Consider the following 21,128-nt stretch of genomic DNA (forward strand, 5'->3'; position numbering starts at 1 on the left):
GTTCCCAGGCCCTCCCGGTAGTCGACGCATACCCCTCACCGGGGTGCATTCATGATTCCGCTCAAAGCCGGGAGAGGGTGTAGGTATCGCTACTCATTGCTGTGCCGGTTCGCTGACGGTGTCGCTGGGGGGCTGCTTGGCGGTAGGACGGAATCGGACTGAGGGATGCGTACGGATGGCGACTTATCTGGTGACCGGTGCGAACCGTGGCATCGGGCTCGAGTACTGCCGCCAGCTACAGGCCCGCGGCAACCAGGTGATTGCCGTCTGCCGCCAGAGCTCTCCTGAGCTGGGGGATCTGAAGGTGCGCATCGAAGACGGCATTGAACTGAGCAGCGAGCCTGCGATCGCTGATCTGGTGCAGCGTCTCGATGAGCAGCCGCTGGATGGAGTGATCCTCAATGCCGGGATCCTCCAGTCCATGGGACTGGCTGATCTCGATGCGGAGGGCATCCGCCGCCAGTTCGAGGTGAATGCCCTGGCGCCGCTGCTGCTGGCAAGGGAGCTTGTGCCGCAGATGCCCCGCGGCTCCAGGCTGGCGCTGATGACCAGCCGCATGGGCTCGATCGACGACAACAGCTCCGGAGGGTCCTATGGATATCGGATGTCGAAGGTGGCACTCAACATCGCGGGCAAATCGCTGGCGATCGATCTGGAGCCGCGCGGCATTGCCGTGGCGATCCTGCACCCCGGGCTGGTGCGCACGCGGATGATTCAGTTCCATCCCAGCGGCATCAGCCCGGAGGAGTCTGTGGCGGGATTGCTGGCACGGATTGATGCGCTGACCATGGAGACCAGCGGCAGCTTCTGGCATGCCAACGGCCAACGGCTGCCGTGGTGATTGATCCCGTGATGATCGGAACCTGCCGTGGGCTTTGATCCACGCGACTGGTCGCGCGCGTCACGGCCTCGTCAGGAGCGGGTCACCAGCAACGTGGAGGCGTTGCTGGCGGAGAACGACGCGCTGCGGCGCGAGGTGATGCGGCTCACCCGTGAGCTGGACCTGCTGCGTCGGCCCCAACACCAACCGCCGGTCGCTGATCCCGCGCGGATCAGTCGTGAGCAGGCGTTGCAGTGGGGTGAGGCTCTGGCCGGTCAACCGGGTTGGAGCAGCCTGCGTCAAGGTGCGCTCGAGGCGTTGATCGTGCGCCTCAACCGCCTCGGTTTTCCTGGGCATCTGACGCTGCAGCAACGGCTCGATCGGTTGGTGAGCGGTCTGGGCACGGATCTGCTGTCGGCGGTCGGCGGGAAGGCGACCAAGAAGTCGACGGCTGTTCTGGCGGCCTTTGCTCTGTACGGCGTGCGTGCCAGTGAATGGCTGGATGAGGATCCGAAGCGGGTGGTGCTGGATCTGCAGCAGCAACTGCAGCAGAGCGAGGCCCGCCGTCGTGGGCGCCGTACGCGCACGGATCAGCGCAAGACGGATCAGCGCAAGACGGATCAGCGCACGCCTGATGAACCGTGGGGGAGCAGGGTGGCTGCCCTGGCGGTGCTCGGCCTGGAGGCGGGGGCCTCTGCCGAAGCGATCAAGCAGGCCCATCGTCGCCTGGTGAAACGGCATCATCCGGACATGGGGGGATCTGCGGAGGCGTTCCGACGTGTGAACGAGGCCTATCAGCGGTTGATGGCCTGAGCCTTGATCGGGCAGGTGAAGGATGATCAGGGCAACGGATGGTTCGAGATGCCGATCGAATTCGGATTTGTGTTCATCGGGGCCGGCATCGCCGTCGGTATCTCTTTTGCGGTTGCGGTTTGGTTTGAGCGCTCGAAGCAGAAGCAGCCTGATCCTTGAGGCCCCAGCTCAGGTGGATTCATAATTGCCAGAGATCCTGATCCGTTTTTGACCCCTGCAGACCGACCTGATGCCAGGCGCAGGACACTGATCTCATCGCTGCAGCTGCGCTACAGCGAGGCACAGAAACGCGGAGATGCCAAAGCCAAGCTGGTGCTGTTCCGAGAAGCTGTCTACCTCGGCATACAACCCCAGCTGTTTACCGACGACCACTGAATCGGTGCAACTGTTCCAATCACTCTGGGGCTGGGATGATTCTCTGGAAGCCGCCTTGGATCGTGCCGCGAGCCAGGGATTCGATGGCCTGGAATGCAACATCGACCATGCCTGCATGGAACCACTGCCGCCTGATGAGGTGCGGCAGCTGTTCATCGCTTGTGGGAACCCGCTGATCCTGGAAATCACCACCGGGGGCGGGTACACACCCGATCTCGCGGATGGCCCCCAGCAGCACCTTGATCAGCTTGTGCGGGCCTTGGATCGTGCCAGGAGGATGGACCCACTCAAGATCAATCTGATCACGGGCAGCGACAGTTGGCCTGAGCCCGAGCAGCATCGGTTCCTGGAAGCAGTTCTTGATCTCACCGAGGCTGAGCCCTGTCCGGTGATGGTGGAGACCCATCGCAGCCGCAGTCTGTTCAACCCCTGGCAGATGCCGGTCTGGCTCGAGCGTCATCCGCGGTTGCGGCTCACGGCAGACCTGAGCCATTGGTGTTGCGTCGCCGAACGATTGATGACGCCCGATCTGATTCCGATCCAGGTGATGGCTGAACGGGTCGATCACATCCATGCCCGGATCGGCCATGCCCAAGGGCCTTCGGTGAGCCATCCCTTCGCGCCGGAGTGGGCCGATGCGTTGGAGGCCCATCGTCGTTGCTGGCAGCTGTTCGTGGATGCCGTCGGCACATCGGCTCAACCCATCACGATCACCCCCGAGTTCGGACCGGACGGCTACATGCCCTTGCAGCCCTTCAGCGCAGAACCGGTGGCTGATATCGCGGCGATCAATTCGGCGATGGCGGATTGGCTTCGCACCGCCCTCCATACGCCCAGCAGCTGAGGGATTGGGTCAGCTCATCCGGCAGGTCCCGGCGGTAGACCTCCTGCCAATGCAGGATCCGCTGTTCGAGGGCATGCACCGGACCGGGCACGAGTCCACTGCGGTAGCCCCGCTGGGCGGATTCCACCAGGGCCTGGTCCTCGTCGAGGAACGCCAGTAGCTCCTTCAACCAGACGGTGTTGGCCGCATCCGCTGGCAGTCCAAGTCCGTCGCTGTCTGCCCCTGGAGCGAACAGCCGCAACTGCATGCAGCAGCTGTCGAGGCTGAGGGGAAGAAACTCCAGCAGCGCCAGCCGGCCGTCCGGCCAGGTGATCAGGTGCAGCCACGGGGGCAGGCCGAAGGTGTGAAAGCAACCGCCATCGGCGTGGGGCGTCACCAGCAGGTTCACCAGGGCCGTGGTGTGGTGGACGTAATCGCGCACCGGCCCCTGTTCGCGATGCAGCGTCGTCGGATGGGCCACGGCGACGTGGTAGTCGTCGAGGGTGTTGTCGTGGGCGATCTTCCAGTTGCAGCGCAGGGTGCGCTGCAAGATCCGCACCTGATGGAGGGGCTGTCTCCAGTGGTCAGCCACCCGTTGATGCACCAGGTCGAGCTGCTGCTCCAGGGGCGTCACCGCCGGGGTGAGTGCGACCCAGATCAAGGGTCCATCCTCTCGGCAGGGCAGGGATGGGAGCGGCCAGTCCTGGCGTTGGAAGGGGGGATCGAAGCCCTGTTCGCGGGCAGCGGCCAGCAGCTCCCCCTGCAGGGAGTAGGTCCAGCCGTGGTACGGGCAGATCAGGCGACGGCAGGCGGTTGCTCCGTCGCGTTCGTGCTGGAGGGCCACGCCGCGGTGGGGGCAGCGGTTGTGAAAGGCGCGGGGGGTTCCGTCATCGGCTCGGGTGAGCAGAAGCGGCTGATTCAGCAGGGTGAGCGCCAGGCTGTGGCCGGCCGGCAGGGCCGATCCAGCGGTCAGTGGATGCCAGTAGCGCTGGGCGTAACCGCTGCAGTCCCAGTGATGCACCTGCGGATCGGTGTAGGCCTGGGCCGGCAGAAACCGCTGCGGGGACGCCATCACCCGATGGTTGGCTCCAGCTGACGCAGGCTTGTGGCCAGGCTGCGGCGTAGCTGCAGGAAATCACTGCTGAGGCGCAGCTGATCCAGATCGCTTTTATCCAGGATCACGTCGAGCGAGCGGATGATCCGGCCGGGGTTCGGTGCCAGCACATGCACGCGCTGGGCCAGCACCAGAGCTTCCTCCACGTCGTGGGTGATCAGCAGCACGGTCAGTCCGGTGCGTTGCCAGAGTTTGAGCAGGAAGTCCTGCATCGTTTCACGGATTTGCAGATCCAGAGCCCCGAAGGGTTCATCGAGCAGCAGCACGCTGGGATTGGTGGCCAGGGCGCGGGCGATGGCCACCCGTTGCTGCATGCCACCGGAGAGTTCCCGCGGCAGTTTGGTGGCGGCATCCTGCAGACCCACCACCTCGAGGAAATAGGCGGTGCGATCGCGCACGTCGTGAGACGTCATGCCTTGCAGCCGCATGCCGAAGGAGACGTTGTCGGCTGCATTCAGCCAGGGGTAGAGGCTGTATTTCTGAAACACCATGCCCCGGTCGGGGCCGGGCCCTTGAACGGTGGATCCATCCACGTGGACCGTGCCGCTGCTGGGGTGATCCAGGCCGGCGATCAGCCGCAGCAAGGTGCTTTTGCCGCAGCCGGAACTGCCGACGAAGGTGACGAACTCACCGGATTGCATCGAGAAGTTGATGTCCTCGAGGACTGTTTTGTCGCCGAACTGTTTGGAGAGGTTCTTGACCAGCAGTTCCATGGCTCAGATCGCCCAGCGGCAGCTGAGGCGCAGCAGCAGTCGGAAGCCCATGTCGATGGCGAAGCCGATCAACCCCAGCACGACCAGTTCGGCGAAGATCTGATCGGTGCGGAAGAAGCGCTGGGCCAGCTGGATGCGTTTGCCCAGCCCCACTTCCGCCGCCACTAGCTCGGCCACCACCACCAAATTCCAGGAGGTGGCGATGTTGATGCGCAGGGTGTCGATGATGCTGGGCAGGCTGTAACGAGCCACCACTTGCACCAGAACTTGGCGGCTGCGGCCGCCGAGGGTGAGGGTTGTTTCGATCAGTTCCTTGGGAACGAACTTCACCGCATCCATCACCATCAGGATGTTGAAATAGATCGTGCCGAGGAAGATCAGGGCGATCTTGGGTTCCTCGCCGATGCCGAGGTAGATGATCAGCAGGGGGATGAACGCTGCTGCCGGCATGTAGCGGAGCATGGCGATCAGGGGTTCGCACAGGGCGCAGACCGCCGGATACACCCCCATGCAGATGCCGATCGGAACCGCCAGAACGGTCGCGAGGAGGAATCCAGCGAACACCCGCCCGGTGCTGGCGACGATGTCCTGAAACAGGATGCCGCTCTCGGCCATGGAGGCCAGGGAGCGGAACACTGCCCCCGGTGATGGCAGGAACTTCTCGTCCACCATGCCCAGAGAGGCGATGGCCGCCCAGACCAGCAGTGGGATGAGCAGGGAGGCGACCTGCAGGCCGCCGCGCACTGGCCCCGACGGGGTGGCCCCCAGGGTGAACATGGAGAGGAGCCCTGAGCCCCTCCCCTTGGTTGAAGTGGCGGCCGTGGCAGTCATCAGGAGTCTGCGACCTTCTTCACGAAGCTGGAATCAAACAGGTTGCTCATGTCCGGCTTCTCGGGAATGAAGCCGACGGAGACCATGAAGTCCGCCATGGATTCCGAGGCGAAAGGCATGTACTGCATGCCTTCGCCCTCGCTGAAGGCTTCCAGGTTCTCTTCGATCGAGAAGAAACGGGTGCCGTCCTTGTACTGCTCGTATTCCTCGGTGGGAATGCCGGCCCGCTTGGCCATGATCTCCTCGGACTTCTCGGGGTTCTTCTCCATGAAGTCGCGCACGTCCCACCAGGTCTTGACGATCTTCTGAACGTCGTCGGGCCGTTCCTTGATCAGGTTGGCGCTGACGGTGAGCAGATCGGGGATGGCGCCGGGGTACTCCTTGGAGCTGGCGATCACCCGAGCACCTTCGCGCTGCATGGCGGTGCCGGTGTAAGGCGGGAAGGCGCCGACGGCATCCACCTGCCCGGCGGCGAAGGCGGTGGCGGCCTGGTCGGTGGGCATGCCTTTGATCACCACATCCTCACGGCTGAGGCCCACATCCTTGAGGGCCAGGCTGAGCAGGTAATCGTCCACGACGCCTTCTTCCACCGCCACCGTCTTGCCCTTGAGCTCGGCGACGGAGGTGATCGAGGCGTCAGCAATGATCTGGTCGTTCCCTGAGGAGTTGTCGTTCACCAGCACCACCACTTCACCACCGTTCTCACCCGGCAGGAAGGAGATGGTGTCGTTCAGGGTCTGGGAATTGCCGTCGATCTTGCCGGCGGCGAAGGTTTCCATCGACTGCACGTAGCCGTCGAACCACTTCATCTCAACATTCACGCCGTTCTTTTCGAACAGCTTCTCCTCCACGGCGATGGCCCAGGGCCACCAGCCGGCCCAGTTGCTGTAGCCGAGCACGATCGGCGTACCGCTGACGGCGGTGGGTGTGGGGGACTTGGCGCAGGCGACAGCCAGAACGATCGCCAGGCCGGCGATCAGGAGATTGCGGAGTTGCTTGGTCATGGCATCGGCGTGATGGGTTGGACGACGGAATCTGGGCTCAGGCGGTGGCCAGAGCAGGGGACTGGTCTGGCGCGTTGGCTGTGGAGGCTCCGGCGGTGCGATCGGCAAGGGCCTGCCGCACCCACTGGTGCCATGCATCGAGGCCTTCGCCGCTGAGGGCGGAGACCTCGATCACCGTGGCGTTGGGATTGATGCTGTGGATGTTGCGGCGGATCGTCGCCAGCTCCACCGGCAGGTGGGGCAGCAGATCCACCTTGGTGATCAGCACCACATCCGCCTGGCGGAACATCAGCGGATACTTCAGCGGTTTGTCGTCGCCTTCGGTGACGCTGAGCAGGGCCACCTTGTGGTGTTCCCCCACCTCGAATTCCGCAGGGCAGACGAGGTTGCCCACGTTCTCCACCAGCAGCAGATCGAGCTGGGCTGGATCCAGACGTTGCTTCAGCAGCTGGAGGCCACCGCTCACCATGGCGGCATCGAGATGGCAAGCCCGACCGGTGGTGATCGGCACCACGGGAATTCCGACGGCTTCCAGGCGCTCGGCATCGAGCTGGGTGGTCATGTCGCCCTCCAGTACGGCCATGCCCCAATCGGCGGCCAGTGCTGGCAGGGAGCGTTCGAGCAGAGCGGTCTTGCCGGCACCGGGGCTGCTCATCAGGTTGAGGCAGAGCACGTTCCAGGCCTGGAAATGCTCGTGGTTGTGTTCCGCCTGGTGCTGGTTGGCGGCGAGGAGGTTGAGACCGAGGGTGTCCTCGAGGGGCATGTGCATGGCTAAAGGGGGGTAGGTGTCAGCGCATGCGCTGGATGGAGCTGGACTCAAGGGCAGCGCCGGCCGCACTGCGGTAATCGATGCTGCGGATCCGCAGTTCGCGGCCGCTGACGATCTCCTCCAGTGGGTGATCGCAGCAGGGGGAGCGGTAGGCGCTCTCCGGCACCGGGTCGTAGGTGCTGTTGCAGACCAGGCAGCGACCGACGAACGGAATGTCGGTGATGGTGAGCCGGGAACCATCCAGCCAGCTGCCCTGCACCACGGCGTTGTAGGTGGTCACCAGCTGATCGGGCTCAACGCAGGTGAAGCGGCCCACATCGAGGTGGACGGTCTCCACCATCGCGCTGGGGTCGTCCCGACGCTGCCGCCATTCATTGAGGGAGATCAGCAGGCACTTGGTCATGTCGACTTCGTGCATGGCTTACCTCCACTTCTGATCGACGTTCATGTTGCAGACATCGCTGATCCAGGCCGGCTTGCCCTTGCGGGGCAGCTGGCCGCTGACCACCAGGTGGGCCATGGCATCGCAGATCACGCGGGTGGCCATCAGCGAGGTCATGTCGCTGATGTCGTACGGCGGCGACACCTCCACGATCTCGAGACCGCACACCGGCACGTTGCGCACGATCAGCTCGAGCAGCTTGAGAGCCTCGCGCGGAAGCAGACCGCCGGGTTCGGGCCAGCCGGTGCCGGGTACGAAGCCAGCATCGATGCAGTCGATGTCAAAGGAGATGTAAACGCAGTCGGTGCCGTCGGTGGCCCGTTCGATCGCGTACTGGGCTGCCGCCTCCAGACCCATCTCGGTGATGTCCGTGACGGTGAGCACGTTGGTGCTGCGTTCGCGGCAGACCTTCACGCCCTCGCGCGGCACCTGCCAGCCGCCGATGCCGAGCTGCACCAGGTTCTCGGCCGGAGCATTGGCCATGTTGGTGGCATGGAACCAGGGGCAGGTGTGCATCCGCTCGTCCAGGTCGATCTCCTGGGTGTCGACGTGGCGGTCGAAGTGGATGATGCCGACTTTCTTATCGCCGAGGTGGCGGCAGACGCCGCGCACGGTGGGGAATCCGATCGAGTGGTCGCCGCCGAGAATGATCGGGAAGGCGCCGCTGGCGAACACGTGGGCGATGCCCTTGGAGATCTGATCGAAGCTCTTTTCGTTGTTGGCCGGAATCGTGAAGATGTCGCCGACATCGCAGAGGGTGATCTGTTCGCGCAGATCCACCCCCATTTCGTAGTTGTAAGGGGTGTACAACGCTGAAATACGGCGGATGCCCTGAGGCCCGAAACGGGTGCCGGGGCGGTAGGTGGTTCCGCAGTCGTGGGGGACCCCGACGATGGCCACGTCGTAGTTGCCAACCTGGTTCACATCCTCCAGGTAGGGCGCCTTCATGAAGGTGTTGATGCCGGCGAAGTGGGGCAGCTCGCCGCGGGAGAACGTGGAGATGTTGCGGTCCACGATGCTTTCGGCCGCTTCAAGACCCAGGCGCTTGGCCTGATCAACTTCCTGTTGCCAGCCTGTGAGAGGCAGCTTGCGTTCCTTCTCGAGCGCCTGCATGCCTTCGCTGGGATGCGAACGCTGAAAGGCCCCGCTGGGGTCCGTTGGGGATGACATCGGAGGGGGAGTTGGGGTTGGGGCGGTCTCCCGGGCTTTTGTCCCTCCGTGCAGCCGGCTGTGCCGACCGAAACCTCTCGGACCAGACATCCCAAATGGGATCGGAACCCTAGATTTCTCCGCCTTTCCACTCTCTGCGGCGCTGGCGGCACGCGTGGTGTGATCAGCTACGGAACTGATGCTTCAAACCGATACAGCTCTTGTCTGAAAGCCCTGCTCTTCTCGATTTTTAGATCCTTAGGTCGAATCAGGCTTGATCCGTTTGTTGGTTTCTTCATCTGGTGATGAGAACGCGAAGCTTCCCCGGCGACGCGCTTGATTGGTTCAACAGTCGAACCGGTCAGAGGATCACGATCTCAACAAGGGTGATCCCGAACAGGGTCTGTTGTTTTCTGGGGGATCTACTGGCTATGGCTTTGATGTGACCATCCAAGTTGAGTGAGATGTACTGCATCGAGCGTCTTGAGTCTGGTGGTGAGTGGGTTCGGGAGCTCTGCTTCAAGACCGAGTTCAAGGCTTTTGTGCATGCGCGCACGAAGTCGCGGATCATGCCCTGCACCTATCGGGTGATTCAGCCCACCTGGAATGACGTGCTGGTGGTTCTGGAGGGCAAGTCGGCCTCTCAGGATGCCTCCAACTGAGTGTTGAGCGGAATCTGAGCGCCATGATTCACACGCGCTACCTCAGCAGTGAAGGCTGGGTGGAGGAGTGTTCGCATCGCTCCGTTTTTGATGCCTACATGGATGCGCGCCGCCGCTGCGTGCTGAGGGGCTGTCCCTATGTCCTCTTCGATGGGGAGAGCGGTGCAACCCTCTCGGTGCTCACGGTGAAGCAGTGTCTGAGGCAGTACGGCATCGATGGCGAATTCTCACGGGCCGGATGAGCAACGGCGACTGTTTGCGTGTCCGCTGATGCTTACTGAATGTGACGCTGCTTGCGCATCACTGAGCCCTCCTTACGTTGAAGACGATTGGTTGCATGGTGAAATGAATTCCGCTCAGAACAAAGACGATTTGGTCCGCTCGCTTGAGCGCAGGGCCTACAAGCCGATCGCGGTGGACAGCCTGATCTGGCTGAGAAAGCGTCTGCTTCAGCTGGAAACAGAGATGCGCTGGGAGGATCGTCTCAGCCTGTTCGAAGAGTTTTTCCCGAACGACGCCATGGTGGGCAGGACATGACGCCATCGCTCGCGTTCATGCTGGGCGAACTGGAGATCGGAAACCTCACGGCAGGCTTCCTGGTTGTGGTGGCCCTGGTGTTCGTCGGCAGCTTCGCGGTGGTGTCGTTGCAGACCGGTGAGCTGATCAAACCGGAGAAAAAGGACTAACGGCGACCGGCTGCATCAGGGTCGGGTCAGAAGGCGGCGAGCAGCTGGGTCATGGCGGCGGCTGAACCGATGCCACCGAAGAACAGAACCAGGGGCAGCAGCACGGGCCAGCTGGATGTGGAATCGGAGTTCATCAGGCGTCTGTGCTGGTGGTCTGCTGCTGACTGCGAGGACAGGTGTTGGTTTCCGCTGCGGCCATGTTGGCGAAGGCGGCGAGCACCATCACGGCGATGACAACGGTGCCGCCTGCAAAGGCGATGAGTGGACTTCGGTTCACTGGCCTGAGCTGGTGGGATGGTGAAACTAACCAGCTGAACCGATGTGTGGCGGTTGCCACCAAGGGCTCATGACGAACAGCTGTAGTGGGAAATCCCTCCGGCGCTGAAGAACTGACGTGGTCTGAGCTGGTCGTATCCGGCGGCCAGATCGGCGGTTGGGGTGTCGTACGGGGTTCTGAACAGGGTCTGCAGTTCCTGGATCAGGCCGTTGTCACCCTGTTCTGCCTGTTGATAGGCGGGGGCGATCAGCCATTCCCGCCAGGTGATGGCGGGGTTGACCCGTTGCATGGCTGCCGATGTCGCCTCGAACGTGCCGTTGGTTGTGATCAGGGCACGCCAGCGTTGCAGCCAGAGCAACCACTGGGCGTCCAGCTCCTCGGAACAGGGCAGATAGAAGCCTGCGTGAAGATCCGACGGATGCTCGGGGATGGCGCAGAGCAGGCGGAAGACCCGGGTGTAATCAGCTCTGGAGGCCACCAGCAGCTGCAGCAGTTCGCTGATCAGGGCTTCGTCGTAGGCGGCCAGCCCGAGCTTGCGGGCCCACATGTCCTCGAGCTGCTTCTGCATTGCCGCGGCGAAGCCTCCCTGCAGTTGATCCAACTGCTCCTGGGCGTCGCTGTCGTCCTCCATCAGGGTGCGCAGGGATTTCCAGAACATGCGGTAGTTGGCTTCCGCCGCCATCGGCTGGTTGAAGAAGGAGAAGTGGGCTCCTCCGCCTGTCCATGGCTGGAAGCGGGGATCGAACAGTTCGCAGAAGCCGAAGGGGCCGTAGTCGAGGGTGTAGCCGCCGGCGGCACAGTTATCGCTGTTGAAATTTCCCTGGCAGTAACCGACACGCATCCAGTCGGCGACGAGTGCCGTCAGCCGGCCGCGGAACAGGCGGGCCAGCTCCAGCACCTGCTCACGGAAGGACAGGTCGGGGTCGATCTCCGGACGGTAGTTGCGGTCGATCAGGTGCTGCACGATCAGCTGCAGCTCATGGCGCGCTTCAGGGTGGGCGTTCTCGCGGGCGCGGCGGGCGAACAGTTCGATCTGCCCGACGCGCAGGAAGGAGGGGGCGACGCGGGTGCTGATCGCCGCCGGGTTGTCCACCATCACGTCCGGATCAAGGGAGCGTGAGTGCTCTGAATACCAGGGCCGCCGCACTGTCTCATCGCGTGACATGTACAGCGTCAGCGAGCGGGAGCTGGGAATGCCGAGGGCATGCATGAACTCCTGGGCGAGGAATTCGCGCACGCTGGAACGCAGCACGGCGCGGCCATCAGCCCCGCGGCAGTAGGGGGTCGGACCGCCGCCCTTGAGCTGCATCTCCCAGCGTCTGCCTTCAAAGACGCCTTCGACGATCGACATCGCCCGTCCATCGCCGTAGCCGTTGCCGGTGCCGAAAGGGCACTGCTGGATGTATTCGGTGCCGTAGATCGACAGGGCATAGCCGGTGGCCCAGCCCCAGGGATGCATCGGGGGGGTGGCCACCGATGCATCACCGGAGAAGAGGCGGGTGAAATCGGGGTCGTGGGCGAGCGCATCGTCCAGGCCCAGCTCGGCGAACAGGGTGCTGCTGTGGGCGACGTAGTCCGGATTGGGAATCGGTGTGGGCGTCACCGGCACGTAATGGCCGGACATCACCGGCCGTGGCCGGTGATCGTTGCCATCAACCGTGGCGTCCGGATCCGGCCGGAGAGCCTCCAGCAGCGAATAGTCGACCCGCGCGGCGAACTCCTGGAAGCTGTTCGCTGTGGTGGGCATGGGGTCGGATCAGGTCTCTGCCGATGCTATGGAGCCGCTCCTGCGCGGATCAGAGATCCGGCACCGAGGTTTCCGCCCGCAACGTGCACCAGGGTTCCAGATCCGTCGCCTTCCTACAGCGGGGGCAACTCCGTCCCCTGGCCTGCACCTTGGCGAAGGGGATCCAACGGGAGTTGTCGCGGCCCTCGTAACCGCAGTGCCTGCAGTGGATTCGATATTCAGCCATCGTTCAGTCCGATGAGCCTTCCAGGCGCTTCACGGCCTCATGGGCCCGTCGCCATCCCTTCACCTTGAAACAGCTGGAGTCATGGCAGACCAGGTACTGACCGTTGCCGACGGCATCGATGGTGGAACCGCGCGAGTTGGCAAAGATGCGGCTTCTGAAGTCCATGGGGTCTCCCCTGCCCTGGATTCACTGTTGTGGGGCGGCTTCCCATCGGCAACCCGTGTAAAGGCGCATTGCCCAGAAGACGACAGACAACGAAGATGGAAACGGCGTGCTCAGTCTGATCTCAGCTATCGCTGCACATGAGGTGCAAACTGAGTATTTAAGCCTGAGAATTTCCTCCTAAGTAATTTACTCTGCGCAATAGTTTTCTTGACCTGAACTGAATGCTGCTTGTAAGTGTGTTGAACTTGCGAGGGTCACATGTATTCGCTCAGACGAGAACACAACCATGAATCCATCACTGAACGATGGCAAGCCCTGGATGAGTACTTCGTTTGCATCACTGAATGCGACATCAATGATCAGGTCTGTGTCACCACCTGCCTGACAAAGCATCTCAAGATCGACGACGGGTCCGATCTCTCGATGGCCACCTGAGCCGATTCACTCCGATGCACCGGCGATGCAGGCGATCTTCAGCGGCACCGTGATGGCTGAAAGCGACGACATCGTGATGGTTGATGGCCATCCCTGCTTCCCGCTTGCCTCGATGCGGAATGATTTTTACAGTGCATCGGCTCACACCAGCGTCTGCGGCTGGAAGGGCACGGCCCGTTACTGGGGTGTGGTGGTGAGCTGAGCGGTCGATCCAGCCCCTAGAGCTGGTCTCCGTTGTTGCGCAGAGCGCACTGCGGCTGCTTGCTGCCGTACTGCCATGGTCGGCGCATGGCCCAGTACTCATCCACCAGGCCGAGCAGGTAGGTGCCGATGCGCTGGAGCCAGGAGTGTTGCTTCATCCCTTCAACATGCCAAGGGATCGTCTCAACGGCCATGGTTCTCCAGCGGCCTGACCTTGTTCAGGAGCCCAGCAGAGCGGTGCATTCCAGCCGTTCCTGGCTGGCGTCCCGCCGTTTCAGCCTCAGGCTGATCAGCCGTGCGAGATACAGAGCATCGTCTTTCACGCCGCAGAACCGTCCGGACCCCCAGGTGTGCAGCCAAGGCAGGCCGAGGAAATACAGGCCGTTGCTCTGGGTGACGCCACGATCGTGGGCGGGTTGTCCGGAACCATCGAACACCGGTACATCGATCCAGCTGAAATCACTGCGGTAGCCCGTGCACCAGATCACTGCCGCCAGCGGTTCACCGGTGAGATCAAGACCCGGATCCTGCCCATCCGGTGGCTGCCAGCAGGGTGAGTAAGGAGCCTCCGAGGGGGCCTCGATGGCCTGCTTCTCGATCCAGCTGTCGATGCTGCTGCGGATCCGGCAGTACACCGCATCGGCCTGATCAAGATTGCGGCTGAGGTCGTCGGCGAACCGGATCCGGTCGCTGCTGATCATCGCGAGGCGACCGTGCAGATGCAGTCCTTCGATCGCACGCCTCCGCAGATCGATTTCCCTGCCGCCATCCCGGCCCGTGAGGTAGTGGTTGGTTTTGGCACGCACGCTGCGTGGATCGTCGTGCTCGCTGATCGGCATGGCGTAGTAACCCATGCGATCCAGCCAGTCCACCACGTCCCGTCCCCGGTACATCCGTGGCGAGCGGGGGGCGCTGCCCACGCTCAGGTGCACCGTCCGACCGGATAGAAACAGGTCTTCGGCAATCTGACTGCCGGACTGGCCGCTGCCGACCACCAGCACAGGGCCTTCCGGCAGGGATCCGGCATTGCGGTAATCGCGGGCATCGAGCTGCAGCACGGAGGTCGGTAGCCGTTCCGCCAGTGGATGCCTGCGTGGTGTGTGATAGCCACCGGTGGCCACCACCACCTGCTGCGCTCTCACCTCGCCTTCGCTGGTGAGCAGGCGGTAGCCGCTGCCGGTCTGCGAAAGCCGCTGCACGGCCACACCCTCGTGCACATCAGCCCCGACGTGCTGGGCGAAACGGCGCAGGAAGGTCACGATCTCCGCCTTGGCCATGAATCCCTGAGGCTGATCGCCGTCGTAGGGGAAATCAGGCAGCTGGCACTGCCAGTTGGGAGTCACCAGGCAGAAGGAATCCCAGCGTTGTTGATCCCAGGCGTGTCCGATCCGGTTCTTCTCAAGCACCAGAGGACGGATTCCGTGCTGCTGAAGTGCCTGGCTCACGGAAAGGCCGGCCTGTCCGGCCCCGATCACCACAACCTGATGGTTGTCGGAGTGATGCGCGCTGTTGAGCATGCTTCAGCACACAACTTGGCATTGCAATGATTCAGGAAAATCATTTTCATTTGTGTATTGAAAGACACAATTAGTTGAAGCGATTTCTCGCGCATTGGTGCTGTATTTGGTTGCAAATGGAACACTTTTCGTTGATGCCAGGGTGCAGGCTTCTGTTCGTCAACGTTTCTTCACATGCCTGCAGTCGACCGCCCCGCCAATCAGCCGGGGGATTTTCTCGTTGACTACGAGGAAAAAGTTTTTCCTGACGTCAAGGCTGAGCCGGGTGAAAAGGCTCTGGTCACATTCCATACCGTTGCCTTCGAAGGATCCATCGGTCTGGTGAACCTTCTGCAGGCCAGTCGTCTGATCAACAAAGGCTTCGAAACCTCAGTGCTGCTCTACGGTCCTGGCGTCACTCTCGGGGTGATGCGGGGTTTCCCGAAGCTTGGTGATGCCGCCTTTGACGGCCATCTCAACTTCAATGCACGCCTTCAGAAATTCATGGATCAGGGCGGAAAGGTCTACGCCTGCCGCTTCGCACTTCAGGCGCTTTACGGCCATGGTGAGAAGGCCCTGATGCCAGGGATCACGCCGGTCAATCCTCTCGATGTGCTCGACATCGTGCTGATGCACCGCAAGGAAGGCGCCTTCATCCTCGACACCTGGACGCTCTGAGCCGGAGCTGATTCCTGTCATGGTGACCACTGTCAAAGTTGCCGCCGCTCAGATCCGTCCAGTGCTGTTCAGCCTCGACGGATCTCTGCAGAACGTGCTCAAGGCCATGGCCGATGCGGCGGCCGAGGGTGTGGAGCTGATCGTCTTTCCGGAGACATTTCTTCCCTACTACCCCTATTTCTCCTTCGTCGAACCACCGGTTCGCATGGGTCGCCCCCACCTGGCTCTGTACGACCAGGCGGTCGTCGTGCCGGGTCCTGTCACCGATGCAGTCGCGGCCGCTGCCCGTCAGCACGGCATGCAGGTGCTTCTCGGAGTGAACGAACGCGATGGAGGCACGCTCTACAACACGCAGCTGCTGTTCAACAGCTGCGGCGAGATCGTTCTCAAGCGACGCAAGATCACACCCACGTATCACGAACGGATGGTCTGGGGGCAGGGCGACGGTGCCGGGTTGAAGGTGGTGCCCACCCCCCTCGGCCGCATCGGTGCGCTGGCCTGCTGGGAGCACTACAACCCCCTGGCCCGTTACGCCCTGATGGCTCAGGGCGAGGAGATTCACTGCGCCCAGTTCCCCGGTTCACTCGTCGGTCCGATCTTCACCGAACAGACCGCGGTGACGATGCGACACCACGCCCTGGAGGCCGGCTGCTTCGTGATCTGCTCCACCGGGTGGCTGGACCCTGAGGATTTCGCGTCGATCACGCCGGATACGTCGCTGCACAAGGCCTTTCAGGGGGGCTGTCATACCGCGGTGATCAGTCCGGAGGGCCGTTACCTGGCCGGACCACTGCCCGATGGCGAGGGCCTTGCCATCGCAGAGCTGGATCTGGCTCTGATCACCAAGCGCAAACGGATGATGGACAGCGTCGGCCACTACAGCCGGCCGGAACTGCTCTCGCTGCGCATCAACCGCACTCCGGCCCTGACCATGGACGACATGCCGGTCGAGCCGACCGCCTTCAGCGAGGAGCTCGACCATGTCTGATCTGGGTCGCCTCGTCACGGAACTGCAGGTGAAGGGTCTGCGGGCAGAGCCGTTGAACGGCAATCAGGGCCGTCGGGGTGGAGCCGGCCCCTCTGATCACCGCGCTCTCGAGATCGGTGGCCGCACGGTGATGGTGCCTGTGTACAACAACGCCTCCGAGGCGTCGCCGTATCATCTCGACGTTTCCCCGGACGGCGTCGCCCTCAGCGGTCCGGGCGATGCCTCCCTGGCCCAGGTCGCCGCCACCGATGAACCGGCGTTCTACGGGCTCAGCACCGCGGATGGCATCCCCTACCGCTCGATCGCCCTGCTGCACAGCCGGGATGTGCTCGCCACAACGCTGCTGCAGACCTGCATCCGCTTCCGCGATCGCTCGCAGTCCTGCCAGTTCTGCGCGATTGAGCAGTCGTTGGAGGACGACGCGACGCTGGTCCGCAAGACCCCCGAGCAGGTGGCCGAAGTGGCCGAGGCGGCGGTGCGTCTCGATGGCGTCAGTCAGCTGGTGATGACCACCGGCACGCCCAACGCCGATGACCGTGGTGCCCGGCTGATGGCGGAGACGGCGGCCGCGGTGAAGCGCCGGGTCGATCTGCCCATTCAGGGTCAGTGCGAGCCCCCCGATGATCCGATCTGGTATCAACGGATGAAGCAGGCCGGCATCGACAGCCTCGGCATGCATCTGGAGGTTGTGGAGGCGGACGTGCGTCGCCGCATCCTGCCCGGCAAGTCCGAGATCAGCCTGGAGCGTTACTACAAGGCGTTCGCCGATGCCGTTGCCGTCTTCGGTCGCGGTCAGGTGTCCACGTACCTGCTGGCGGGTCTCGGTGACAGCCGGGACGCCTTGATCGACTGCAGCCGTCGCTTGATCGAACTGGGGGTGTACCCCTTCGTGGTGCCCTTCGTGCCGATCAGCGGAACACCCCTGGAGCATCACCCTTCGCCAGACACCAGCTTCATGGTGGATGTCTACCGAGACGTCGCAGACCTTCTGCGGCAGGGCGACCTGCGTTCCGAGCAGATGGCTGCTGGATGCGCTAAGTGCGGCGCCTGCTCGGCCCTGTCGATGTTCGAGCAGGAGGGCTGAGCGGCATGTTCTGTCTTGATCCCAGCAGTGGTGGCATCGGCAGGAGCGTGAGCTCGGCCCCGCGACTGTTCACGCCATCGGTGCGTGCCGGAATCGGCGTTGATGCCGACGATTTCCAGTTGTCTCCGACGGCTTGCTCGGATCGGTTCTCGTTCCATCTGCTGCGGCCCGACTCCAACCTGATACGGGGCTACTGGCGTCTGCGGCGCAGTATTTTCTGCCGTGAGCAGAACGTGTTCGAACGCTCCGATCGCGATGAACTCGATGCTGTGGCCTGGCCGATCGCGGCCCTGCAGCACGGTCCTCCCTCCCCGGATGCGGATGACGATGTTGATGTGGTGGGTGTGGTCCGGATCGTCGAGACCGAACCGCGCCTCTGGTACGGCGGCAGGCTTGGTGTGCACAGTTCCTTCCGCCGCCACAATCAGATCGGCAAGGGCCTGATCTGGAAAGCGGTCACCACGGCGAACGGCTGGGGATGCGACCGGTTTCTGGCCACGGTGCAGCTGCAGAACGTGCGCTTCTTCAAGCGATTGCACTGGACGTCGATCGAGGAGCTGGAGATCCGTGGCATCCGCCATCACCTGATGCAGGCGGACCTCAGCTACTACGTTCCGGCCAAACAGCAGCGACCGTCCCTGCAGCTGGCCGCATGAGCCTGCTGTCGCTGGCGGAAGAGCTGCGCCGTCAGAGCGGTCTGCTCGCCAAGCGGGACATCCGCCCGGCGGCTTCGATGTTCAATCACGTGCCGTTTCCCCATCTCGGCAAGCCGGGCCGGTTGGGCGACGATGCCGCCCTGTTGCCTGCTCAGAGCGGGCAGCTGTTGATGGCCTGCGAGGGCATGCATCCCGCTCTGGTGGTCGAGGATCCCTGGTTCGCGGGCTGGAGCGGCGTGCTGGTGAACCTCAGCGACATCGCTGCGATGGGAGGGCGACCGCTGGCTGTGGTGAACAGCGTCTGGACCGAGGGGCCCGATTCGCTGCAGCGTCTGCTGGAGGGGATGAGCAGCGCCTGTGACCGCTTCGCGGTGCCGATGGTCGGTGGCCATTCCAATCAGCAGAGCCCCTACGAAGCGCTGTCGGTCGCGGTGCTCGGTGTGGCGGAGGGGCCTGTGCTGTCGGCCCGGTCGGCGTCAGCCGGGGATGAACTCTGGCTGCTGGTGAACCGGAGCGGTCGCTTCTATCGGCACTACCCCTTCTGGGATGCCGCCACGGCGGCGAGCCCCGGTCTGTTGCGCTCTCATCTCAGCCTGCTTCCGGCGCTCGCGGCCGATGGCATCGTTCATGCCGCCAAGGACATCAGCATGGGCGGACTCTGCGGCACGGCGGTGATGTTCGCGGAATCCTGCGGTTCTCCCATCACCCTGGAGCTCGATGCGATCGAGCGACCTGATCAGGTGGATGAACAGGCCTGGCTCCGCTGCTTTCCCAGTTTCGGATATCTGCTGGCGGTGCGTCCGTCGATGACCGGCAGGTTGCAACGGATGCTGCAGGGGGATCCGCACCTGATCTGCTGCCGGATCGGATCCTTCGGCAGCGGCCCCTGTGGGGTTGCGTTACAGCGTGAAGGTGATCAGGAACTTCTGTGGGATGGCAGCGAAGGGCTGACTGGCTTCGGCTGTGACTGATGAGACAGCAGCGGCGGATTTGCGTGATGCAGGATCCTTCCGGTCAGGCCTGATGAATGCCCGAAGTCCGTTTTGAGCTGGAATGGCCTGATGGTCAATCCAGCACGTTGTATTCACCTTCCACGGTGATCCTGCAGTACCTGAAAGCCGGTGATTCCTTCCGGGTTTCTGAATTCGAATCGCTGGGCGTCAAGGCCCTGCGGGCCGCATCCGAGCGGGTTCGAGCCCGTTATGGATTCGCCTGTACACGAACGGATGAGGAGGAATCTCAGCTGCTTCAGTGGGTTGCCCGCTACAGCCCTGATGCCAGCGTGCGTGTGATCAGCCAGCTGCCCTGACTTTTATTTAATCCCATGACTGGAAAACCACCGTTTCCACCTTTCACGCTGGAAACCGCTCAGCAGAAAGCCAGGATGGCGGAAAATGCCTGGAACACCAAAGATCCAGAGAAAGTTTCGCTGGCCTACACCGAAGACAGTTTCTGGCGCAATCGCAGCGAATTCATCCACGGCCGGGATCAGATCCTTGCTTTTCTGAAGCGCAAATGGTCTCAGGAACTTGATTACAAGTTGATCAAGGAGGTGTGGGCCTACGCCGGCAACAGAATCGCTGTTCGATTCCAATACGAATGGCATGACGATTCCGGACATTTCTTCCGGTCCCATGGCAACGAAAACTGGGAGTTTTCGGAGACCGGTCTGATGCGTCGCCGTGAGGCAAGCATCAATGATGTGTCGATCAAACCGGAGGATCGCCGATTCACCTGGGGTGATGGACCCCGGCCGGATGACTTCCCCGGTCTGACCGAACTGGGCCTCTGAGTGTGAATTTTCAGCGTCACCCGCTGCCCCAGGCGATTGATTCCATCGCTCACCTGCGGCTGTTCGTTGAACATCACGTTTTCGCGGTGTGGGATTTCATGCTGCTGCTCAAGGCTCTGCAGCAGCATCTCGCTCCATCCGGTGCGCCTTGGGCTCCTCCGCCGCACCCCAGGATTGCCGGGCTGATCAACAGCCTCGTGGCCGAGGAGGAGTGCGATTGCCTGCCGGATCATCTCGGTGGCCCTCTGCATCTCAGCCACTTCGCCATCTACCGGCGGGCGATGGAGGAAATCGACGCCGACACCAGCGTGATCGATGCCGTTCTCGTTCAGGCGATGGCCGGAGATCTGCACGGTTCCGTGTGTCACCCCTCGATTCCGGATGCGGCACGCCGATTTCTGCGCACCACCCAGGACCTGATCCGTGCGGGCGAGGTGGATGCCCTTGCTGCGGCCTTCACCTACGGCCGGGAGCTGATCGTGCCTGATCTGTTCCTTTCGCTGCTGGCGCGTCTGCGTCTGATCAATCTGCCCTGCCCAACCCTGTGCTGGTACCTCGAGCGCCACATCGAGCTGGATGGCGACATCCATGGCCCCCTGGCCGAGCAGATGGTTGAGGTACTCATCGGTTGCGATCCCATGGCACGCGATCGGGTGGAGCGGGTGCGATCACGGGTGATCGGCGATCGGCACTGTTTCTGGGACGCTGTGCAGGCTCAGCTGGCGAATCCCGTCGCCGTCTGATCTGATTCAGGCCCGGCCACCGCGGGGCGTCTGGCGCAGCATCCTTTCCCAGTGGCGTTGCCAGCTCTGTTCATCACCGATGCCGGCGAGCAGCTCCACCTCACCGGGGGAGTGCTGCAGGCGGAGTTTCCACGCACTGATGTCGTCGGCCTGATTGATCCAGAGCCGCAGCACATCCTGATGAATTCTGTCTGCATCCCATTGGTGCTGGAGTGCCACCTCCTGTGACCAGATCACCAGATCATCCAGATTGAGTGGTCGGAAGCCCATCAGATTGAGCCCGGTGAGCTGCTCAAGCTCAAACCGGCGCAGAACATCTCCCAGCCCGAAGAAGTGAAGCAGGATCATGCATCTTGTCACTCGTTGCGATCGAACGTACGGGTTTTTTCTCTGGGAAAAGGTTCGTGTTGATGATCTTTACTCACTCTTGATTGCGTCC

Annotated in this window: 31 protein-coding genes and 1 riboswitch; of the genes, 17 read left to right on the top strand and 14 right to left on the bottom strand. The window is 62.6% G+C overall.

Going from position 1 to position 21,128, the window contains the following annotated elements:
• Positions 1-175: 175 nt before the first annotated feature.
• The 4 genes from SynA15127_RS05560 (at position 176) to SynA15127_RS05575 (ending at position 2,852) form a co-directional block, all read left to right on the top strand.
• Positions 176-841, top strand: a complete 666-nt coding sequence (locus tag SynA15127_RS05560) for an SDR family oxidoreductase (RefSeq protein ID WP_186485335.1) — start codon at positions 176-178, stop codon at positions 839-841.
• Between the two features lie 27 nt (positions 842-868).
• A complete protein-coding gene (locus SynA15127_RS05565) occupies positions 869-1,633 on the top strand; it encodes a J domain-containing protein (protein ID WP_186485336.1) in 765 nt (254 codons plus the stop codon).
• Positions 1,634-1,840: 207 nt separating this feature from the next.
• Positions 1,841-2,008, top strand: coding sequence for a hypothetical protein (locus SynA15127_RS05570; RefSeq protein ID WP_186485337.1), 168 nt, complete (start codon positions 1,841-1,843; stop codon positions 2,006-2,008).
• A gap of 4 nt (positions 2,009-2,012) precedes the next feature.
• Positions 2,013-2,852 (top strand): sugar phosphate isomerase/epimerase, encoded by an 840-nt coding sequence (locus SynA15127_RS05575; RefSeq protein WP_186485338.1) that lies wholly within the window; start codon positions 2,013-2,015, stop codon positions 2,850-2,852.
• Here SynA15127_RS05575 and SynA15127_RS05580 read toward each other — a convergent pair.
• The 7 genes from SynA15127_RS05580 to speB are packed head-to-tail and all read right to left on the bottom strand — an operon-like array spanning position 2,797 to position 8,874.
• Complete coding sequence (locus tag SynA15127_RS05580) at positions 2,797-3,903, bottom strand: aromatic ring-hydroxylating dioxygenase subunit alpha (protein ID WP_255475599.1); 1,107 nt, start codon at positions 3,901-3,903, stop codon at positions 2,797-2,799. The genes SynA15127_RS05575 and SynA15127_RS05580 overlap by 56 nt on opposite strands.
• On the bottom strand, positions 3,903-4,658 hold the full coding sequence (locus SynA15127_RS05585) for an ABC transporter ATP-binding protein (protein ID WP_186485340.1): 756 nt from the start codon (positions 4,656-4,658) through the stop codon (positions 3,903-3,905). Before SynA15127_RS05585 ends, SynA15127_RS05580 begins: the two co-directional genes overlap by 1 nt.
• Before the next feature lie 3 nt (positions 4,659-4,661).
• Positions 4,662-5,489, bottom strand: coding sequence for an ABC transporter permease (locus tag SynA15127_RS05590; protein WP_186485341.1), 828 nt, complete (start codon positions 5,487-5,489; stop codon positions 4,662-4,664).
• Positions 5,489-6,493 (bottom strand): ABC transporter substrate-binding protein, encoded by a 1,005-nt coding sequence (locus tag SynA15127_RS05595; protein WP_186485342.1) that lies wholly within the window; start codon positions 6,491-6,493, stop codon positions 5,489-5,491. The genes SynA15127_RS05590 and SynA15127_RS05595 overlap by 1 nt, the downstream gene beginning before the upstream one ends.
• 37 nt (positions 6,494-6,530) lie before the next feature.
• Positions 6,531-7,262, bottom strand: coding sequence for a hydrogenase nickel incorporation protein HypB (hypB, locus tag SynA15127_RS05600; protein ID WP_186485343.1), 732 nt, complete (start codon positions 7,260-7,262; stop codon positions 6,531-6,533).
• 19 nt (positions 7,263-7,281) lie between these two features.
• On the bottom strand, positions 7,282-7,680 hold the full coding sequence (locus tag SynA15127_RS05605) for a hydrogenase maturation nickel metallochaperone HypA (protein WP_186485344.1): 399 nt from the start codon (positions 7,678-7,680) through the stop codon (positions 7,282-7,284).
• 3 nt (positions 7,681-7,683) lie between these two features.
• Positions 7,684-8,874, bottom strand: a complete 1,191-nt coding sequence (gene speB / locus SynA15127_RS05610) for an agmatinase (RefSeq protein WP_186485345.1) — start codon at positions 8,872-8,874, stop codon at positions 7,684-7,686.
• Between the two features lie 25 nt (positions 8,875-8,899).
• Positions 8,900-8,998, bottom strand: a riboswitch (guanidine-I (ykkC/yxkD leader).
• A gap of 310 nt (positions 8,999-9,308) precedes the next feature.
• On the opposite strand from speB, the gene SynA15127_RS05615 reads away from it, so the two are divergent.
• The 4 genes from SynA15127_RS05615 (at position 9,309) to SynA15127_RS05630 (ending at position 10,201) form a co-directional block, all read left to right on the top strand.
• A complete protein-coding gene (locus SynA15127_RS05615; RefSeq protein WP_156957057.1) occupies positions 9,309-9,515 on the top strand; it encodes a hypothetical protein in 207 nt (68 codons plus the stop codon).
• Between the two features lie 23 nt (positions 9,516-9,538).
• Positions 9,539-9,757: a hypothetical protein gene (locus SynA15127_RS05620; protein WP_043690737.1), complete on the top strand. Its 219-nt coding sequence runs from the start codon at positions 9,539-9,541 to the stop codon at positions 9,755-9,757.
• Positions 9,758-9,860: 103 nt separating this feature from the next.
• A complete protein-coding gene (locus SynA15127_RS05625) occupies positions 9,861-10,052 on the top strand; it encodes a hypothetical protein (RefSeq protein ID WP_084187906.1) in 192 nt (63 codons plus the stop codon).
• Entirely contained in the window at positions 10,049-10,201 is a 153-nt protein-coding gene (locus tag SynA15127_RS05630) for a hypothetical protein (protein WP_186485346.1), read from the top strand. The genes SynA15127_RS05625 and SynA15127_RS05630 overlap by 4 nt, the downstream gene beginning before the upstream one ends.
• Before the next feature lie 133 nt (positions 10,202-10,334).
• On the opposite strand, the gene SynA15127_RS05635 is transcribed toward SynA15127_RS05630, so the two are convergent.
• The 4 genes from SynA15127_RS05635 to SynA15127_RS05650 form a co-directional block, all read right to left on the bottom strand.
• The gene (locus SynA15127_RS05635) at positions 10,335-10,478 is read right to left on the bottom strand and encodes a hypothetical protein (RefSeq protein ID WP_186485347.1); all 144 of its coding nucleotides are present in this window, start codon (positions 10,476-10,478) and stop codon (positions 10,335-10,337) included.
• A 67-nt stretch (positions 10,479-10,545) separates the two neighbouring features.
• A complete protein-coding gene (locus SynA15127_RS05640; protein WP_186485348.1) occupies positions 10,546-12,225 on the bottom strand; it encodes a protein adenylyltransferase SelO family protein in 1,680 nt (559 codons plus the stop codon).
• A gap of 49 nt (positions 12,226-12,274) precedes the next feature.
• Complete coding sequence (locus SynA15127_RS05645) at positions 12,275-12,451, bottom strand: hypothetical protein (RefSeq protein ID WP_186485349.1); 177 nt, start codon at positions 12,449-12,451, stop codon at positions 12,275-12,277.
• Between the two features lie 3 nt (positions 12,452-12,454).
• The gene (locus SynA15127_RS05650; protein WP_186485350.1) at positions 12,455-12,616 is read right to left on the bottom strand and encodes a hypothetical protein; all 162 of its coding nucleotides are present in this window, start codon (positions 12,614-12,616) and stop codon (positions 12,455-12,457) included.
• Between the two features lie 460 nt (positions 12,617-13,076).
• On the opposite strand from SynA15127_RS05650, the gene SynA15127_RS05655 reads away from it, so the two are divergent.
• The gene (locus SynA15127_RS05655; protein ID WP_186485351.1) at positions 13,077-13,253 is read left to right on the top strand and encodes a DUF427 domain-containing protein; all 177 of its coding nucleotides are present in this window, start codon (positions 13,077-13,079) and stop codon (positions 13,251-13,253) included.
• Between the two features lie 16 nt (positions 13,254-13,269).
• Here SynA15127_RS05655 and SynA15127_RS05660 read toward each other — a convergent pair whose 3' ends face one another.
• On the bottom strand, positions 13,270-13,446 hold the full coding sequence (locus SynA15127_RS05660; RefSeq protein WP_156957059.1) for a hypothetical protein: 177 nt from the start codon (positions 13,444-13,446) through the stop codon (positions 13,270-13,272).
• A 24-nt stretch (positions 13,447-13,470) separates the two neighbouring features.
• On the bottom strand, positions 13,471-14,769 hold the full coding sequence (locus tag SynA15127_RS05665; protein WP_186485352.1) for an MSMEG_0569 family flavin-dependent oxidoreductase: 1,299 nt from the start codon (positions 14,767-14,769) through the stop codon (positions 13,471-13,473).
• 174 nt (positions 14,770-14,943) lie between these two features.
• Here SynA15127_RS05665 and SynA15127_RS05670 point away from each other — a divergent pair, with 174 nt between their 5' ends.
• The 8 genes from SynA15127_RS05670 to SynA15127_RS05705 are packed head-to-tail and all read left to right on the top strand — an operon-like array spanning position 14,944 to position 20,689.
• Entirely contained in the window at positions 14,944-15,426 is a 483-nt protein-coding gene (locus SynA15127_RS05670; protein ID WP_006041142.1) for an MSMEG_0572/Sll0783 family nitrogen starvation response protein, read from the top strand.
• 19 nt (positions 15,427-15,445) lie between these two features.
• On the top strand, positions 15,446-16,414 hold the full coding sequence (locus SynA15127_RS05675; RefSeq protein ID WP_186485353.1) for a Nit6803 family nitrilase: 969 nt from the start codon (positions 15,446-15,448) through the stop codon (positions 16,412-16,414).
• Complete coding sequence (locus SynA15127_RS05680; protein ID WP_186485354.1) at positions 16,407-17,498, top strand: MSMEG_0568 family radical SAM protein; 1,092 nt, start codon at positions 16,407-16,409, stop codon at positions 17,496-17,498. The genes SynA15127_RS05675 and SynA15127_RS05680 overlap by 8 nt, the downstream gene beginning before the upstream one ends.
• 5 nt (positions 17,499-17,503) lie before the next feature.
• A complete protein-coding gene (locus tag SynA15127_RS05685; RefSeq protein WP_186485592.1) occupies positions 17,504-18,154 on the top strand; it encodes an MSMEG_0567/Sll0786 family nitrogen starvation N-acetyltransferase in 651 nt (216 codons plus the stop codon).
• Positions 18,151-19,125, top strand: coding sequence for a sll0787 family AIR synthase-like protein (locus tag SynA15127_RS05690; RefSeq protein ID WP_186485355.1), 975 nt, complete (start codon positions 18,151-18,153; stop codon positions 19,123-19,125). Before SynA15127_RS05685 ends, SynA15127_RS05690 begins: the two co-directional genes overlap by 4 nt.
• Positions 19,126-19,181: 56 nt before the next feature.
• A complete protein-coding gene (locus SynA15127_RS05695; protein ID WP_043690753.1) occupies positions 19,182-19,463 on the top strand; it encodes an MSMEG_0570 family nitrogen starvation response protein in 282 nt (93 codons plus the stop codon).
• Between the two features lie 15 nt (positions 19,464-19,478).
• Positions 19,479-19,946 carry a nuclear transport factor 2 family protein gene (locus SynA15127_RS05700; RefSeq protein ID WP_043690754.1) on the top strand — a complete coding sequence of 156 codons (468 nt, stop codon included), beginning with the start codon at positions 19,479-19,481 and terminating at the stop codon, positions 19,944-19,946.
• A gap of 2 nt (positions 19,947-19,948) precedes the next feature.
• A complete protein-coding gene (locus SynA15127_RS05705; protein ID WP_186485356.1) occupies positions 19,949-20,689 on the top strand; it encodes a DUF3050 domain-containing protein in 741 nt (246 codons plus the stop codon).
• Positions 20,690-20,695: 6 nt separating this feature from the next.
• On the opposite strand, the gene SynA15127_RS05710 is transcribed toward SynA15127_RS05705, so the two are convergent.
• Entirely contained in the window at positions 20,696-21,037 is a 342-nt protein-coding gene (locus SynA15127_RS05710) for a hypothetical protein (RefSeq protein ID WP_186485357.1), read from the bottom strand.
• Positions 21,038-21,128: the final 91 nt, after the last annotated feature.

The sequence above is a fragment of the Synechococcus sp. A15-127 genome (assembly GCF_014280215.1).
Lineage (GTDB): Bacteria > Cyanobacteriota > Cyanobacteriia > PCC-6307 > Cyanobiaceae > Parasynechococcus.